This is a genomic window from Geomicrobium sp. JSM 1781026, assembly GCF_041949955.1.
Lineage (GTDB): Bacteria > Bacillota > Bacilli > Bacillales > Marinococcaceae > Geomicrobium_A.
Genome location: NZ_JBHFQF010000002.1, coordinates 43,971 through 58,063, shown reverse-complemented (window position 1 = coordinate 58,063; position 14,093 = coordinate 43,971). Strand labels below are relative to the sequence as shown.

Below are 14,093 nucleotides of genomic sequence, written 5' to 3'. Positions count from 1 at the left end.
ACGATTTGTGACAGTTGACTCCGTTTATGTGCGCATCCACGTTTAAAATGATGATTTTTCTTTCTCAAGTGTCACATTAATGAAAATATGAGACATTTGGACTTCTTTCCCCAACATAACCAGTAGACAAAAACGTGAACCGTGCCACCATTATTTTCTAGAGTGTCAAGAAAACACGGTGGGCGTCTTTTGGACACCGATGTTGCACTTATAGTCTGGACTACAAGCATCCGCCTGTAATGGAAAACAACAATCAACAGCGCAAATTAGGAAAATTTTAAGTTCATCTTATATAGCCGACGGGAAGAAGATCCTCACAACATTGATTGATTCGCCTTGTTTTGCTTCCAATGGTTGGACTTCCATTTCCAAACAGACGTATTTGGAATGATCATGAAAAAAGACGCCCAAAACAACCGGGCGTCTTCGCTTATCTACTTATCTAAGGTTATAGAACGTCTCTTTGCCTGGGTACTGCCCGCGACCACCAAGCTGGTCATGAATACGAAGCAATTGGTTGTACTTCGCTACTCTGTCCGTTCGGGACGGGGCACCGGTCTTGATTTGTCCGGCGTTAACAGCAACCGCCAAGTCAGCAATCGTTGCATCTTCGGTTTCTCCAGAGCGGTGGGAAATGACAGCCGTATAGCCTGCACGCTTCGCCATTTCAATCGCATCGAACGTTTCGGTGAGCGTTCCAATTTGATTCACTTTAATTAAGATCGAATTTCCAATGCCTTTCTCGATGCCTTCTCCGAGTTTCTCTGTGTTCGTTACGAACAAGTCGTCACCGACGAGTTGAACACGGTCGCCAATGCGCTCAGTGAGCTTCTTCCAACCGGTCCAATCATTCTCATCGAGGCCATCTTCAATGGAGATGATCGGATATTTGTTCACGAGATCTTCGTAGAAATCGATCATTTCATCGGCAGTTTTTACAACCCCTTCGCCTTTCAGGTTGTACTTGCCATCATCATACATTTCGGAGGCCGCTGCATCCATGGCAAGCATCACATCTTCACCTGGCTTGTAGCCGGCTCTTTCAATCGCCTCCATAATTGTGCTCAGGGCTTGCTCATTAGAGTCGAGGTCTGGCGCAAACCCGCCTTCATCACCAACAGCTGTGTTTAAGCCTTTTTCTTTCAACACTTTCTTCAACGTGTGGAAGATCTCTGTTCCGATCATCATTGCAGAACGGAAGTCATCGGCTCCGACAGGCATAACCATAAATTCTTGCAAGTCAACACTGTTATCAGCATGCTCCCCGCCGTTTAAAATGTTCATCATTGGGACTGGCAGTGTTTTCGCATTGATACCGCCAAGGTATTCATATAGCTCAACCCCTTGATCGTGAGCGGCTGCATACGCGCAAGCGATCGATACGCCAAGAATCGCATTCGCCCCGAGGTTTCCTTTGTTCGGTGTACCGTCAAGCTCGATGAGAAGTTGATCAATGCCGAGTTGGTCAGAAACGTCTACCCCGACGAGTTGCGGTGCGATCGTTTCGTTAATGTTTTCGACTGCTTTGAGCACTCCTTTACCCATATAGCGCGAACCGCCGTCACGCAGCTCTACTGCTTCGTGCTCACCCGTGGAAGCGCCACTTGGCACTAGGGCGCGACCGAGTGTACCGTCTTCTGTAACAACCTCAACTTCGACCGTTGGGTTTCCTCTTGAATCCAATACTTCTCGTGCTAGAATATCTGCAATCATTGACATGTATACTTCGTCCTTTCGACAGCTATTTAATTAGGCTTTTGCCCGTCATTTCTTTCGGTTGTTTCACATCTAATAATTCGAGCATCGTCGGAGCAAGGTCGGCTAAAATGCCGTCCGTTCTTAAGTGTACCGTTTCGTCTGTGACAATGACAGGCACAGGGTTTGTCGTGTGCGCAGTCATCGCATCGCCGGCTTCTGAAGTGACCTCATCGGCATTCCCGTGATCAGCGGTAACGATCAACTTTCCGCCTTTCGCAAATACGGCTTCCGCAATGCGTCCAAGTTGTTTATCCACCGTTTCAACCGCTTGAATCGTTGGCTCTAACATACCGGAATGGCCAACCATATCTGGGTTTGCAAAGTTTAAGATAATCGCATCGTGCTGGTCACCTGTGATCGTGTCTAGTAGTGCATCTGTCACTTTGACCGCGCTCATCTCCGGCTGAAGATCGTACGTCGCTACTTTTGGAGAATCGATGAGGATTCGTTCTTCACCTGGAAATACATTATTTTGGCCACCGTTCAAGAAAAACGTCACGTGGGGGTATTTTTCGGTTTCAGCGATTCTTAGTTGTCTTAATCCCGCTTCTGACAATACTTCACCTAACGTGTTTACAGGCCTCGTTGGCGGGAAGGCAATCTCTGCTTTTATACTCGTATCATATTGCGTCATCGTTGCATAAAAGAGATTCAAAGGATGCCTGTCCCCACGTTCAAAGTCGGTAAACCGTTCATCGGTCATCGTTTTCGATAATTGGATCATTCGGTCAGGACGATAGTTGAAACTAATGATGGCGTCTCCCGTCTGAATGCCTTGTGCAGCTGGTAGAATGGTCGGCTCGATAAATTCATCATAGACGCCCTTCTCATACGACTCACGAATCGCAGCAATCGGATCTTCGGCAACGACACCTTCACCGTCAACTAAAGCTCGGTACGATTTCTCGACCCGCTCCCAACGGTTGTCTCGATCCATTGCAAAGTAGCGACCGTGCATCGTTGCTAGCTTGCCGACACCGATCTTTGCCATGTTTTCTTGCAACGATTCAATATACGTCTTCGCCGATTGTTGACCGACGTCTCGACCGTCTAAAAACGCGTGCACGTACACATCATAAAAATCATGGCGCTTTGCGTGCTGGAGCAATGCGTACAGATGATTCTGATGGCTATGAACTCCGCCATCAGATAGTAAACCATACAAATGAAGGGCCGATTTGTTCCGCTTTGCATGTTCGATCGCTTCAGCAAACACCGCATTCTCAAAAAACGTTCCAGCGGCAATGCCTTTGTTAATTAACGATAAGTTTTGATGAATGACCCGGCCCGCACCGATGTTCATATGGCCGACTTCGGAGTTGCCCATCTGTCCTTTCGGTAACCCAACATCTTCACCTGATGCCGACAATGTCGCGTGTGGGTATTTCTCCCAAAGTTGATCAAAATGAGGCGTATTTGCTTGCGCTACGGCATTTCCTAACGTCTCCTCTCGCATTGCGAATCCGTCAAGGATAATGAGCGCGACCGGTTTCTTGTGCCTCATTTAGCGGTTTCCTCAATGAGAGAAAGATAAGAATCCACATCTAAGCTCGCTCCGCCTACGAGCGCACCGTCAATGTCTTCTTCTGCCATATAACTGCGAATGTTCTCCGGCTTGACACTTCCACCGTATTGAATGCGAATCGATTCTGCCGTCTCCGGACCATACGTGTCAAAGAGAAAGCGGCGAATGGTTCCGCACATCGCTCCGGCATCTTCTGGTGAAGATGATTTGCCCGTTCCAATTGCCCATACGGGTTCATACGCAATGACAATGTCTGCCGCTCTGCCAGCTTCAATGCCATCGAGCGCATCTTCTAATTGCTTTCTTACAACCGACTCTGCTCGTCCAGCTTCACGTTCTTCCAATTGCTCGCCCACACACAAAATCGGCGTAATTCCGTGGTTTAATGCCGTTTTCACTTTCAAGTTGATCCGCTCATCGGTATCGTTATAATACTCACGACGCTCAGAATGACCAATGATGGCAAGTTTTACACCGACCGAAGTAAGTGCACTTGCGCTAATTTCTCCGGTAAATGCACCTTTTTCTTCTTCATGTACATTTTGGGCACCGATTTGAAGATTCGTACCGACCGCTCGCTCTTTCATATCTTTCAAAGAGACCGCCTGGCCACAAACAGCATAATCAACCGATTCAATCGACGGAACACGCTCGACGACTTGGTCTACAAACTTGAGTGCTTCTTCATCCGTCAGATTCATCTTCCAATTCCCAGCAATAAATGGCTTTCTCATTTTGATCACCTCTTATTTATCTTGCAACGCCGTTACACCTGGTAGCGTTTTGCCTTCCATAAATTCTAATGAAGCGCCTCCACCAGTCGACACATGACTCATCGCTCGTTCAACGCCAAACTTGTGAACCGCTGCTGCAGAGTCTCCGCCACCAATGATCGTGTACGTATCACTGCCTGCCATTGCCGCAGCAACACCTTTTGTACCATCGGCATACGGATCCATTTCAAACACGCCCATTGGTCCGTTCCAAACGACAAGTTTGGACTCACGAATGGCTTTTGCAAACGTTTGAACCGTCTCTGGACCAATATCTAGCGCTTGCCAGTCGTCAGGTATTTCACTAATTGGAACAATCTTCTTGTCTGCTTCTGCACTGAATTCAGCCGCGACTTTCACGTCGGTTGGTAGAAGCAGTTCTACGCCATTGTCTTCAGCTTTTTTCATGAATGATTTGGCGGTTTCAATCTTGTCTTCTTCTAAGAGAGACTGGCCAACACCATGTCCTTGCGCGCGCACGAATGTGTACGCAAGACCTCCGCCGAGAATGAGGGTGTCTACTTTGTCGAGCAAATGATCAATGACGTCAATTTTATCTTTCACTTTCGCACCACCGATAATCGCCACAAATGGACGGCTCGGATTTTCAAGTGCCTTCCCTAGAACTTCTAACTCTTTTTCAAGGAGTAATCCGGCAGCCGACGGTAAATGATGGGCAATCCCTTCTGTTGAAGCGTGCGCCCGGTGAGCCGCACCAAATGCATCATTCACATACACATCAGCAAGTTGTGCAAAAGCTTTCGCCAGCTCCGCATCATTCTTCTCTTCACCCGGCTCAAAGCGTACATTCTCAATGAGTAATACTTCACCTTCAGAGAGCGCTGAAGCTGCCTCTTGCACCGATTCACCGACGACGTGATCGACCTTTTGTACACCGCCACCTACGAGTTCATTCAAACGCTCTGCAACGGGGTTCATTCTTAACCCTTCCACCACTTCACCTTTCGGGCGACCGAGGTGGCTTGCCAAAATAATCTTTGCTCCAGCTTTTTGAAGCGCTTCAATCGTAGGCAATGCAGCCCGAATTCTCGTGTCATCCGTAACGGTTGTCCCATCCATTGGGACATTAAAATCTACACGGCAAAACACGGTTTTTCCTTGCAGATCATGATCACTTATTGTTTTTTTGTTCATTGGGTATGGCCTCCTTCAAACGAGAAATAAGGGAGCAAACGCATCCGTTTCTCCCTTTTCCCTTTACCTGTATTATTATAACCCAATCTTGGCCATATGAGCGACAAGATCAATCACACGATTGGAATACCCGTATTCATTGTCATACCACGAAATAACCTTCACCATATTGCCTTCCATCACCATCGTAGACTGTGCATCAACGGTTGAAGAAAGCGTACTGCCGTTATAGTCACTGGATACAAGCTCTTCTTCACTGTAACCAAGAATACCTTTAAGTTCTCCTTCGGAGAGTTCTTTTAGTGCTGCATTCACTTGTTCTTCCGTCACATCTTCATTCAATTCTGCAACGAGATCGACGAGAGAAACATTCGGCGTCGGCACACGCATCGCCGCTCCGTTAAGTTTACCTTCAAGTTCAGGTAGCACGAGCGCTACAGCTTTCGCAGCTCCCGTTGATGTCGGAATAATGTTCTCCGCTGCTGCACGAGCACGGCGATAGTCTTTGTGTGGCAAATCAAGGATTTGCTGATCGTTCGTATACGAGTGGACCGTGTTCATGATCCCGCGACGAATGCCGAACTTATCGTGAAGTGCTTTCGCTAAAGGAGCGAGACAGTTTGTTGTACACGACGCATTAGAAACGACATAGTGCTCTTCTGGATTGTACGTTTCATGATTCACCCCAAGTACAAACGTCGCGTCAACATCTTTTCCTGGTGCCGAAATTACGACACGCTTTGCGCCACCTTCGATATGCTTATTCGCATCTTCTTTCGACGTAAAGCGTCCTGTTGATTCCACAACAACATCAACACCATACTTGTCCCAACCGATTTGAGCAGGATCTTTTTCAGAAGAAATGGCAATGGATTTGCCGCCTACAACGAGGCTGTCTCCGTCCACTTCTACTTCTGAATTGAATGTTCCGTGTACGGTGTCGTACTTTAAGAGATGGCGAAGCATATCGGCATCCGTAAGATCGTTAATGGCCACCACTTCTACATCAGGATTATTGAGTGAAGCTCTGAAAACCAAACGTCCAATACGACCAAATCCGTTAATTCCAATTTTCGTTGTCATCTATAATTCCTCCTCTAATGTTTGCAGTACAGCTTTCGCTGCACCTTCATCGGTAATAAGCAAATCACTTGGCCGGTGTGTCATATAGGAAGCAATTGCTCTCGCCTTTGACTGACCGCCGGCAATCGTTATGACCTGTTGGTCTTTATTCAAATCTTGAAGTTGTAGACCGATGGTTCGTTCTTTATGAACAATCTGTCCTTCTTGATCAAAGTAATACCCAAAAGCTTCAGATTGTGCATGTTGCTCAGCGAGACCGGTGAGCTTACCCGGATCTGCACTTCTTCTCGTTGCCATCGTCATGGCATCTCCTACACTATGAATAACCATTCGTGGCGAACGAATTAACTGTAGCAACTCTCGTATACCCGGTTCTTCAATGAGTGAATCATAAGCGGTCTCACTAAGTTGGTCAGGCACGTGCAACAAACGGTAGTTCGCTTCTGCTTGCTTTGCAAGCTCCGCACTAATCGTGTTCGCTTGAAGCTCAACATTTTCACCTAACCCACCTCGTGCAGGAACAAATGTGACACCTTTCAAACGTTCATGCGGATACACTGAAGCCGCTAACGTCGCAAGCGTTGTTCCTCCAGCGACTGCAACAACATCCCCATCACGTAACGTGTGGATCATCTCTTCCACACATGCACGGCTCATCTCTTTTTTCACCCAAGATTGCTGATCGCTATCTCCAGAAGTGACAATCACTCGACGCACGTTCAACGCTCGCTCAAGTTGTTCTTGCAACGCCGCTCGACCCGTTAACGCCTGAATGCTTGGCTCTAAAGCATGCAATAAAGAATTCCCTTCTTCTGTCAAACGCATACCTGAAGACTCGACATTGAGAAGCCGTTGCTCCTTGAGCAAATCCACTTCTCGTCTTAAGATTCGTTCAGATACGTTCATCTCAGCACCGAGCGCTCTTCGACCGACAGGTTGGCTAATTTGGATGAATCGCAGCAAATCATACCGGTGAACGAGTGACTCAATCACGTCAGGTTGAAGCTTTTGTTGCCATTCTAGCATCGTTAACATATTCATATTGTTTCACTCTTCCTTATCGGGATCGATTATGTCCCGCGTTGACATTTTCGTTCCCGCTAAGTCGATAATTATATTATAACGGACCTCGCCCGTTTTGACAAATGATTCTGTTTTAAAAATATTACTTTGACAGACAGAGTAATTTTGCGTATGATTACTCTATCAGATAGAGGACATGAAAGGAGTGTTATGCATGGTACGAAGCGATCTACTGCGGGGACACCTCGACAGCATTATTCTGACCTTGATCGCTGAGCATGACCGATACGGGTATGAGATCTCCAAAGAAATTCGCACACGCACGTCAGAACGTTTCGTAATAAAAGAAGCGACACTCTATGCAGCATTTCAACGTCTTGAAAAAAAAGAACTGATTGAATCTTACTTAGGGACAGAATCTCATGGAGGAAAACGAAAGTATTATCGAATTACCCCACTAGGGAAAGCCTATCGAACAGAAATGCAAAAGGAATGGGTTGAAATGAAAGAAATTGTGGATCAATTCATGGAGGGATCGAGATGAACCGTATTCGAGCACACGTCGAGTCATTGTTTCGTGATATTCACCACTCAGAGGAAAAAGAAGTTCTGATTGAGGAAATTACGGAGAATTTGACTGAAAAAGTGCACGATCTTGTGCAAACAGGTAAATCGAGGGAGGACGCCATTAATAAAGCGATTGTCGAGTTCGGTGACGCTGAAGAGTTAAAAGAGGACTTGCGGATGAAACATCCTGAGTCTAAAGAGACGTCAAGAAAGCACCGAGCAAAGTTAAACTTATACTTTTCATTATGGGGAAGTGCGTTAATCATTTTGCTTTTCATCTTTATCAATTTCTATTACACACCGAACACGATTTGGTTCATCTTTCCGACGTTCGCCATTCTTTGGTGGCCACTAGCCATGACGTTTGTGTATAAACGAACAGGAGAGGAGTAACCGATGCGACGCTCTGAATGGCTTCCAGTCATGTTAGCGACGGCAATCATTGCTTGCGTGGCCGTCGCTTTGGACTTACTTCTCTCGCCTTCACTCACATGGTCACCGTTCTTGTTGTTGCTACTACTTCTTTGGCCACTCAGCCACTTGCCATATCGCATGTTTAGTATCATTGGCAGTACGCTAGTGTTCGTAACTTTAGCCTTAATCAACAGCATCGAAACCCCACACTATGCATGGGTTCTGTATACGCTACCGATATTTGTATGGCCAATTTCCGCTTGGTTTCCACGTACATTTAAAACATCACTCATGGCTTGGGCTTGTTTCTTCATCATTTCACTCTACTACATCGGTCTTAACATCGGGTGGGAGGACCGCTTCCCGTGGGCAATCTTTCCCGTATTTGCTTTACTCTGGTGGCCAATGACCGTTCAGTTCGTTCGGCGTCCGGTCTTGTACGCATTCGTCATGTCAGGTTTATTAGCTCTCTTCTTTATCGTAGTGAACCTCGTCACGTCACCTCAAGAGCTGTGGGCAGTTTATCCCATCTTCGTGTTCATATGGTGGCCGCTTTCGATGTATTATTTCTACGGTCGGCAGATTCTGTCCAAATAGGACCGAATCTGTTTTTTTACGTGGTCCTCATCGTAACTTTCAGGGAAAATAATCGTATGAAATACAATACCATTCATAAAAATCGTCAAGTTTTCCAATTCAGACTGCTTAGACTCGCCATCCGCGAGACAGTGACCCGCTTCTAGCATGTTCAAAGCGTCCTCGACAAACCGGTAGCACATCGCTACATATCGGTCCTTCATTTCCTTATACTCCCGTTGCTTTTCAGAAACGAGTACGAATTTTACCCACACATTATTTTCGATTCGTTGCTCTTCGTTTTCAATTTGCACGTACTGGGTAAGCATGCTTACAGCATTCTCAATCGTCGTATTCCCCTCCAATACAACATTGTTAATCCGCTCAGCCGTTCTTTCGTACAGCATTTGAATTGTGAACGAAAACAAGTCCTCTTGCTTCGGAAAGTAATATTGAACAGAACCGAGAGAATACCCGACTTCACGTGCAATCTCCCTTAGCGTCGTTTTTTCAACTCCTGTTTTGTCAATCATACGAATACATGCTTCAGCAATTATTTTCTTACGTTCATAGTGGTCTACTACTTTCGGCACAACAAATCCATCCTCTTGATTTTATTAATACAAATGTATTAAAATAAACATTATAAGTCAAATGACCAAAAAAGGCGGTTCTTATGTCAACCTTGCTTGAATATATTATCGTTTTTGCCTTAAGTACCCTTCCATTTTCGGAATTTATCATTTCAATCCCAACAGGCATTATCATCTTTAATCTAAACCCTATTATCGCAACAGCGGTTGCCATTGCTGGCAACCTATTAAGTGTTGTCGTGTTTGTTTTTCTCGGAAGCCAAATCCGGCTGTTCATCAACCGATTTAAGAACCCTGACCGCCCACCTAAAAAACGAAATCCGAAGTTCAAGAAATTCTACGACCGTTACGGCGTGGCTGGTCTTTCGTGGCTAGGATCCACCCTCCTTAGCAGCCAATTAACTGCAACAGCCATTGTATCCTTTGAAGACTCAAAAGCAGCTGCAACGTATTACGTAAGCGTTGCTGTCATTACACTCTCCATTGTCGTCGCTGTTCTTTCGGTTGTAGCTGATGAATGGCTCGCATCGATGCTCAATCTGTAAGCTTATTTTTCAGTTTGCTCGTTTAACCGTTTAACCCGGCGCCATTGGAAAACGAGGTCAATGACAGACACAAAAACGATGAGCCAAAAGATTTCATTTTCTGGTGAAATGCCCATTTGTGATTGGCCGCCAATCACATCGAGGAAGAAAATAAGGCCTACAACGTATACCGTTAACACAAGTTGCGTCTTAAATCGGTATAACGGATCACTCGTGTCAATCGCTTTAACTTTGAACATGATAAAATAGATAACAATAATTGCGATGAACCAAATCACAATGGAAACGCCGCCGATGATCGGGATCTCTGGAAAGGAATCTCCGACTAGCATAAGTGTAAATACGATGAGTATAAGTGTGTGCATGAGTATGTTTTTCATGTTGCGAGACTCCTTTTCCGCGCAAAAGGTCGGTGCAAGCACCGACCTTTACGCAAATCGCTTTCTTTTTGAAGATGCGGGAATCTTTAGCTCGTCGCGATATTTCGCTACTGCGCGTCTAGAAACTTTCACACCTTGTTCTGTATGAAACCGGTCCGTAATCTTTTGGTCGGATAATGGTTTCATTTTATCTTCTTCATTAATCCATTGTCTAATCGCTTGCTTAAGAACTGTTGAAGACGTTTCATCGCCACCAGTGTTTGCCAATCCTTTACTAAAGAATGCCTTTAACTCGAAGCACCCTTTCGGTGTTTGCATGTACTTGGCTGTTGTTGTCCTTGACACTGTCGATTCATGCACGTCCGCTCGTTCCGCAACGTCGCGAAGCGTCATCGGCTTCAAGTTGCCTGAAGAAAGAAACTCTTGCTGGAAGTCAACAATCGCCTCTGTCACGAGTCGGACCGTCTGCTGACGTTGATCAATGCTTTTTAAAAGCCAAACGAGTTGCTTATACTTCTGATGAGCGTATTCCACCGCTTCTTGATCAGATTGATTTTTCTTTTCGAGGAGGTTACGGTACTGCTTGTTCATCCGAATGCGAGGCAACGACTCATCATTAAGCTGAACGGCCCACCGTCCGTCTTGCCACTCCACATATACGTCGGGTGAGATAAACTTCGGGCTCTCTCCACCTACCCCTTGGGCCGGCCAAGGCTTAAGGCTTGAAATGCAGTCTTGAACGCTTTGCAGCTCTTGTAGCGTCACGCCAAGTTCTTCACTTAACCGCTTCCATTTCTTTTCAGCAAACGTTTGCAAATGATGCTCGACAATTACTTCAGATAGCGCATGCTCTTCAGGAAGTGATTGCAGTTGCAAAAGCAACGATTCCGCAAGTGATCTTGCGCCAATACCTACAGGTTCAAACCCTTGCAAGATGTAGAGAGCATTCGCATAATCTGTCTCACTCATTCCAACTTCTGAAGCGCCGTTCCAATCTCCGATTCGTAAATATCCTTGTTCATCTACATTGTATATCAAGTATGTTACCTGATCGTATACTTGCGTGGACACATCTTGATGCTGAAGCTGATCAAACAACATCGTCGTGAGTTCTTCACCACTTGCTTTAATTTGTTCAAGATAAGAATCTCTTTCTCTCACTTCGCCACCACCGTCTTCCCGGTCTTGCCACATGACGGGTGCATCGTAAGCGATTGGCTCGTCTCGTTTGGAGTCAATTACTTCGAGTAGTGGGTTCTCTAATGCCTGTTCCTCAATGTATTCTGACAATTCGAGCGATGAGTACTGCAACAGCGAGATGGCTTGGCGAAGTTGCTGCGTCATGACAAGTTTCATTGTCTGTTGTTGAAACAATCCCATCTCCAAGTTCACTACACGTCGCCCCCTCTAATAAAATATGTCTAAATAATGAACGTTACAATTATTATACGCTACATTAAGAAATCACGCTAGATGCGTTTGAATCACACGCATTTCGGAAATCATATAAGAGTGCATGTGTTGAATCGGACATTTTCATTTGACCTTTATTGACCAATGCGGTAAGATATATGCAGATATTCCAAGGGAGGTTTGATGATGAACTTAATTCCTACAGTTATTGAACAAACAAATCGCGGAGAGCGTGCGTATGATATTTATTCGCGCTTGTTGAAAGACCGCATTATTATGCTTGGGTCTGGCGTTGATGATAACGTAGCAAACTCAATCGTTGCGCAAATGCTTTTCCTACAAGCTGAGGACCCAGATAAAGACATCTCTTTATACATTAACAGTCCCGGCGGCTCAATTACTGCCGGTATGGCCATTTACGATACAATGCAATACATTACGCCGAAGGTATCCACAATTTGCATCGGTATGGCTGCTTCAATGGGTGCATTCTTGCTTGCTGCTGGAGAAAAAGGCCAACGCTTTGCACTGCCAAACAGTGAAATCATGATTCACCAACCACTCGGTGGTACACAAGGTCAAGCTTCTGATATCGAGATTCATGCTCGTCGCATTATTGAAATGCGTGAAAAGCTCAACACCATTCTTTCTGAGCGTACAGGTCAACCTCTTGAAGTCATTCAAAAAGATACCGATCGTGATAACTTCATGACAGCAGACGCTGCAAAAGACTACGGTCTTGTCGATCAAATCTTTGAAAAGAACGGCCAACCAGGTAAATAAAGCATTCTCACGCACGGCACGCGCCGTGCGTGTTTTTTTATGTGAACGAATTTCATAAAGAAGCAAAGTGTAGGCCCTCATAAAACAGACACGTTGCGCATGAGTTTGGGGGCGCCACACGCAACTTAGCCCCTCTGCACGGAACAGAACGGCGCGAGGCTCTATTTTTGTGTCGGACAGAACCCTTGTACGGAACAGAATTGCGCAGGGCTCTATTTTTGTGCCGGACAGAACCCTTGTACGGAACAGAATTGCGCGGGGCTCTATTTTTGTGCCGGACAGAACCCTTGCACGGAACAGAATTGCGCGGGGCTCTATTTTTGTGAGGGCAGAACCCTTGCCCGGCATGAGCAGTTCGCGCTTAACTCTTCCGACTTAGGATTTGAAAGCCTCGGGCGTCTAAGACCGATTGTTAAAAAATCCGCTCCTATCCCATGTTCCATGTGTACAATTTCTGTGTGTGTTAGTGAAACCGCGAATTGCCTTAGCTACGACGAAACCCCTCTACTGCTTAGCGTTAGAGGGGTTTCGTCGATTCAAACGTCATTTAACAACTGGTAAAGTTTTGTTTTTATATACTCGTATCCTTCCTTATGTTCCTGTTTTGCATAGAAACGCAAGCCATCTGTTGCTTTAAATAGTAAATTCGCATACAGCCTTTCTTTGAAGTGGGGGATTTCAATGCCCTGTTCGGTCCAAATCTCTTTCATCATTTTAGGAAAGTTCATCTCTGGAGACCAAAAATGAAGACCGGCTAAGTCGAACATGAAATCTCCTTGCATCGCCATTTCCCAGTCTACAATCCTAGTAACTTTCTCCCCATCTGATAGCATGTTGCCGAGATGAAAGTCGCCGTGAACTAAGAATGATGTTCTTGGCGCATATGACGCGAGCTCCATCATTTTTTTGAACCCTTGATCAAAGGGTTCCCTTTCTAGTATCTCTTCTTCAAATAGTGTTTTCCAATTCCCATAAAACCCGTCGACCTCTTCGATAAAGAAACTTTCGAGCACTTCTGGCCAGGAGGTCAGCTTTGCATGCCCATCAGGGTCGATCCATCCAAATTTTCCATTCGTTTTCGTATTTACGATTTTAGAATAAACGAACGTTAATTTCTTTAAGATGCGGCTTTGCGTACTTTTTTCATACGAAACAATCGGCTTACCATTTACTCTTTCGCTAAACATGTAGTGAATGCCATTAACGACATTTGTATGATGCACTTTGGGTATAGGAAGTGTCGCTCCATATTTATGATAGATTTGTTTCGCTTTATCTATGCTTTCACTGTCGAGCCTAAAATGTGCAACATACTGAGCAGCAGCTGTATCAAACTGATAAACGCTACTTCGTTCACCCATATCGATTCGCTTAATATGAACGGCATCTGGGTGTTCGTCACAAATAATATTCGCAACGTCTTCACCTGTTAGATTGAGTTTAAATGATTTCATGCGCCTCACCTCACTAATAGCCCGCATTGTAGCATACGTCCATAGTTTGTT

The 14,093-nt window shown here is 45.4% G+C and carries 15 protein-coding genes; 5 read left to right on the top strand and 10 right to left on the bottom strand.

Going from position 1 to position 14,093, the window contains the following annotated elements; translation table 11 throughout:
- Positions 1–438: 438 nt before the first annotated feature.
- The 6 genes from eno to ACE1TF_RS03190 all read right to left on the bottom strand — a co-directional run bounded on the left by eno (position 439) and on the right by ACE1TF_RS03190 (position 7,329).
- On the bottom strand, positions 439–1,719 hold the full coding sequence (gene eno, locus ACE1TF_RS03215; RefSeq protein WP_375014191.1) for a phosphopyruvate hydratase: 1,281 nt from the start codon (positions 1,717–1,719) through the stop codon (positions 439–441).
- 22 nt (positions 1,720–1,741) lie between these two features.
- The gene (gene gpmI, locus ACE1TF_RS03210; protein WP_375014189.1) at positions 1,742–3,262 is read right to left on the bottom strand and encodes a 2,3-bisphosphoglycerate-independent phosphoglycerate mutase; all 1,521 of its coding nucleotides are present in this window, start codon (positions 3,260–3,262) and stop codon (positions 1,742–1,744) included.
- Positions 3,259–4,017, bottom strand: coding sequence for a triose-phosphate isomerase (gene tpiA, locus ACE1TF_RS03205; protein WP_375014188.1), 759 nt, complete (start codon positions 4,015–4,017; stop codon positions 3,259–3,261). The genes gpmI and tpiA overlap by 4 nt, the downstream gene beginning before the upstream one ends.
- A 12-nt stretch (positions 4,018–4,029) precedes the next feature.
- Positions 4,030–5,211 carry a phosphoglycerate kinase gene (locus tag ACE1TF_RS03200; RefSeq protein ID WP_375014186.1) on the bottom strand — a complete coding sequence of 394 codons (1,182 nt, stop codon included), beginning with the start codon at positions 5,209–5,211 and terminating at the stop codon, positions 4,030–4,032.
- Between the two features lie 75 nt (positions 5,212–5,286).
- Positions 5,287–6,294, bottom strand: a complete 1,008-nt coding sequence (gene gap / locus ACE1TF_RS03195) for a type I glyceraldehyde-3-phosphate dehydrogenase (protein ID WP_375014184.1) — start codon at positions 6,292–6,294, stop codon at positions 5,287–5,289.
- Positions 6,295–7,329 (bottom strand): sugar-binding transcriptional regulator, encoded by a 1,035-nt coding sequence (locus ACE1TF_RS03190; RefSeq protein ID WP_042403524.1) that lies wholly within the window; start codon positions 7,327–7,329, stop codon positions 6,295–6,297.
- A gap of 202 nt (positions 7,330–7,531) precedes the next feature.
- On the opposite strand from ACE1TF_RS03190, the gene ACE1TF_RS03185 reads away from it, so the two are divergent.
- The 3 genes from ACE1TF_RS03185 to ACE1TF_RS03175 are packed head-to-tail and all read left to right on the top strand — an operon-like array spanning position 7,532 to position 8,895.
- Entirely contained in the window at positions 7,532–7,861 is a 330-nt protein-coding gene (locus ACE1TF_RS03185) for a PadR family transcriptional regulator (protein WP_042425142.1), read from the top strand.
- A complete protein-coding gene (locus tag ACE1TF_RS03180; RefSeq protein WP_042403507.1) occupies positions 7,858–8,277 on the top strand; it encodes a permease prefix domain 1-containing protein in 420 nt (139 codons plus the stop codon). Before ACE1TF_RS03185 ends, ACE1TF_RS03180 begins: the two co-directional genes overlap by 4 nt.
- A 3-nt stretch (positions 8,278–8,280) precedes the next feature.
- On the top strand, positions 8,281–8,895 hold the full coding sequence (locus ACE1TF_RS03175; RefSeq protein WP_375014181.1) for a hypothetical protein: 615 nt from the start codon (positions 8,281–8,283) through the stop codon (positions 8,893–8,895).
- Here the strand turns inward: ACE1TF_RS03175 and ACE1TF_RS03170 are convergent.
- Positions 8,868–9,467, bottom strand: a complete 600-nt coding sequence (locus ACE1TF_RS03170) for a TetR/AcrR family transcriptional regulator (protein ID WP_042403509.1) — start codon at positions 9,465–9,467, stop codon at positions 8,868–8,870. The genes ACE1TF_RS03175 and ACE1TF_RS03170 overlap by 28 nt on opposite strands.
- Before the next feature lie 83 nt (positions 9,468–9,550).
- On the opposite strand from ACE1TF_RS03170, the gene ACE1TF_RS03165 reads away from it, so the two are divergent.
- A complete protein-coding gene (locus ACE1TF_RS03165; RefSeq protein WP_375014179.1) occupies positions 9,551–10,012 on the top strand; it encodes a hypothetical protein in 462 nt (153 codons plus the stop codon).
- Between the two features lie 2 nt (positions 10,013–10,014).
- Here the strand turns inward: ACE1TF_RS03165 and ACE1TF_RS03160 are convergent, their stop codons facing one another.
- Together ACE1TF_RS03160 and rpoN are read right to left on the bottom strand one after the other, a co-directional pair.
- Positions 10,015–10,392 carry a hypothetical protein gene (locus ACE1TF_RS03160; RefSeq protein ID WP_042403513.1) on the bottom strand — a complete coding sequence of 126 codons (378 nt, stop codon included), beginning with the start codon at positions 10,390–10,392 and terminating at the stop codon, positions 10,015–10,017.
- Positions 10,393–10,440: 48 nt separating this feature from the next.
- Entirely contained in the window at positions 10,441–11,784 is a 1,344-nt protein-coding gene (gene rpoN, locus ACE1TF_RS03155) for an RNA polymerase factor sigma-54 (protein WP_375014177.1), read from the bottom strand.
- Between the two features lie 207 nt (positions 11,785–11,991).
- On the opposite strand from rpoN, the gene clpP reads away from it, so the two are divergent.
- Positions 11,992–12,588, top strand: coding sequence for an ATP-dependent Clp endopeptidase proteolytic subunit ClpP (gene clpP, locus ACE1TF_RS03150; RefSeq protein ID WP_042403517.1), 597 nt, complete (start codon positions 11,992–11,994; stop codon positions 12,586–12,588).
- A gap of 536 nt (positions 12,589–13,124) precedes the next feature.
- Here clpP and ACE1TF_RS03145 read toward each other — a convergent pair.
- The gene (locus ACE1TF_RS03145) at positions 13,125–14,042 is read right to left on the bottom strand and encodes an aminoglycoside phosphotransferase family protein (protein ID WP_375014175.1); all 918 of its coding nucleotides are present in this window, start codon (positions 14,040–14,042) and stop codon (positions 13,125–13,127) included.
- Positions 14,043–14,093 lie beyond the last annotated feature (51 nt).

Coding starts and splice junctions, on each gene's coding strand:
- ACE1TF_RS03200 (WP_375014186.1), bottom strand. CDS start 5,211: ATGAACAAAAAAACAATAAGTGATCATGATCTGCAAGGAAAAACCGTG.
- ACE1TF_RS03185 (WP_042425142.1), top strand. CDS start 7,532: ATGGTACGAAGCGATCTACTGCGGGGACACCTCGACAGCATTATTCTG.
- ACE1TF_RS03165 (WP_375014179.1), top strand. CDS start 9,551: ATGTCAACCTTGCTTGAATATATTATCGTTTTTGCCTTAAGTACCCTT.
- ACE1TF_RS03180 (WP_042403507.1), top strand. CDS start 7,858: ATGAACCGTATTCGAGCACACGTCGAGTCATTGTTTCGTGATATTCAC.
- gap (WP_375014184.1), bottom strand. CDS start 6,294: ATGACAACGAAAATTGGAATTAACGGATTTGGTCGTATTGGACGTTTG.
- ACE1TF_RS03145 (WP_375014175.1), bottom strand. CDS start 14,042: ATGAAATCATTTAAACTCAATCTAACAGGTGAAGACGTTGCGAATATT.
- tpiA (WP_375014188.1), bottom strand. CDS start 4,017: ATGAGAAAGCCATTTATTGCTGGGAATTGGAAGATGAATCTGACGGAT.
- gpmI (WP_375014189.1), bottom strand. CDS start 3,262: ATGAGGCACAAGAAACCGGTCGCGCTCATTATCCTTGACGGATTCGCA.
- eno (WP_375014191.1), bottom strand. CDS start 1,719: ATGTCAATGATTGCAGATATTCTAGCACGAGAAGTATTGGATTCAAGA.
- ACE1TF_RS03190 (WP_042403524.1), bottom strand. CDS start 7,329: ATGTTAACGATGCTAGAATGGCAACAAAAGCTTCAACCTGACGTGATT.
- clpP (WP_042403517.1), top strand. CDS start 11,992: ATGAACTTAATTCCTACAGTTATTGAACAAACAAATCGCGGAGAGCGT.
- ACE1TF_RS03160 (WP_042403513.1), bottom strand. CDS start 10,392: ATGAAAAACATACTCATGCACACACTTATACTCATCGTATTTACACTT.
- ACE1TF_RS03175 (WP_375014181.1), top strand. CDS start 8,281: ATGCGACGCTCTGAATGGCTTCCAGTCATGTTAGCGACGGCAATCATT.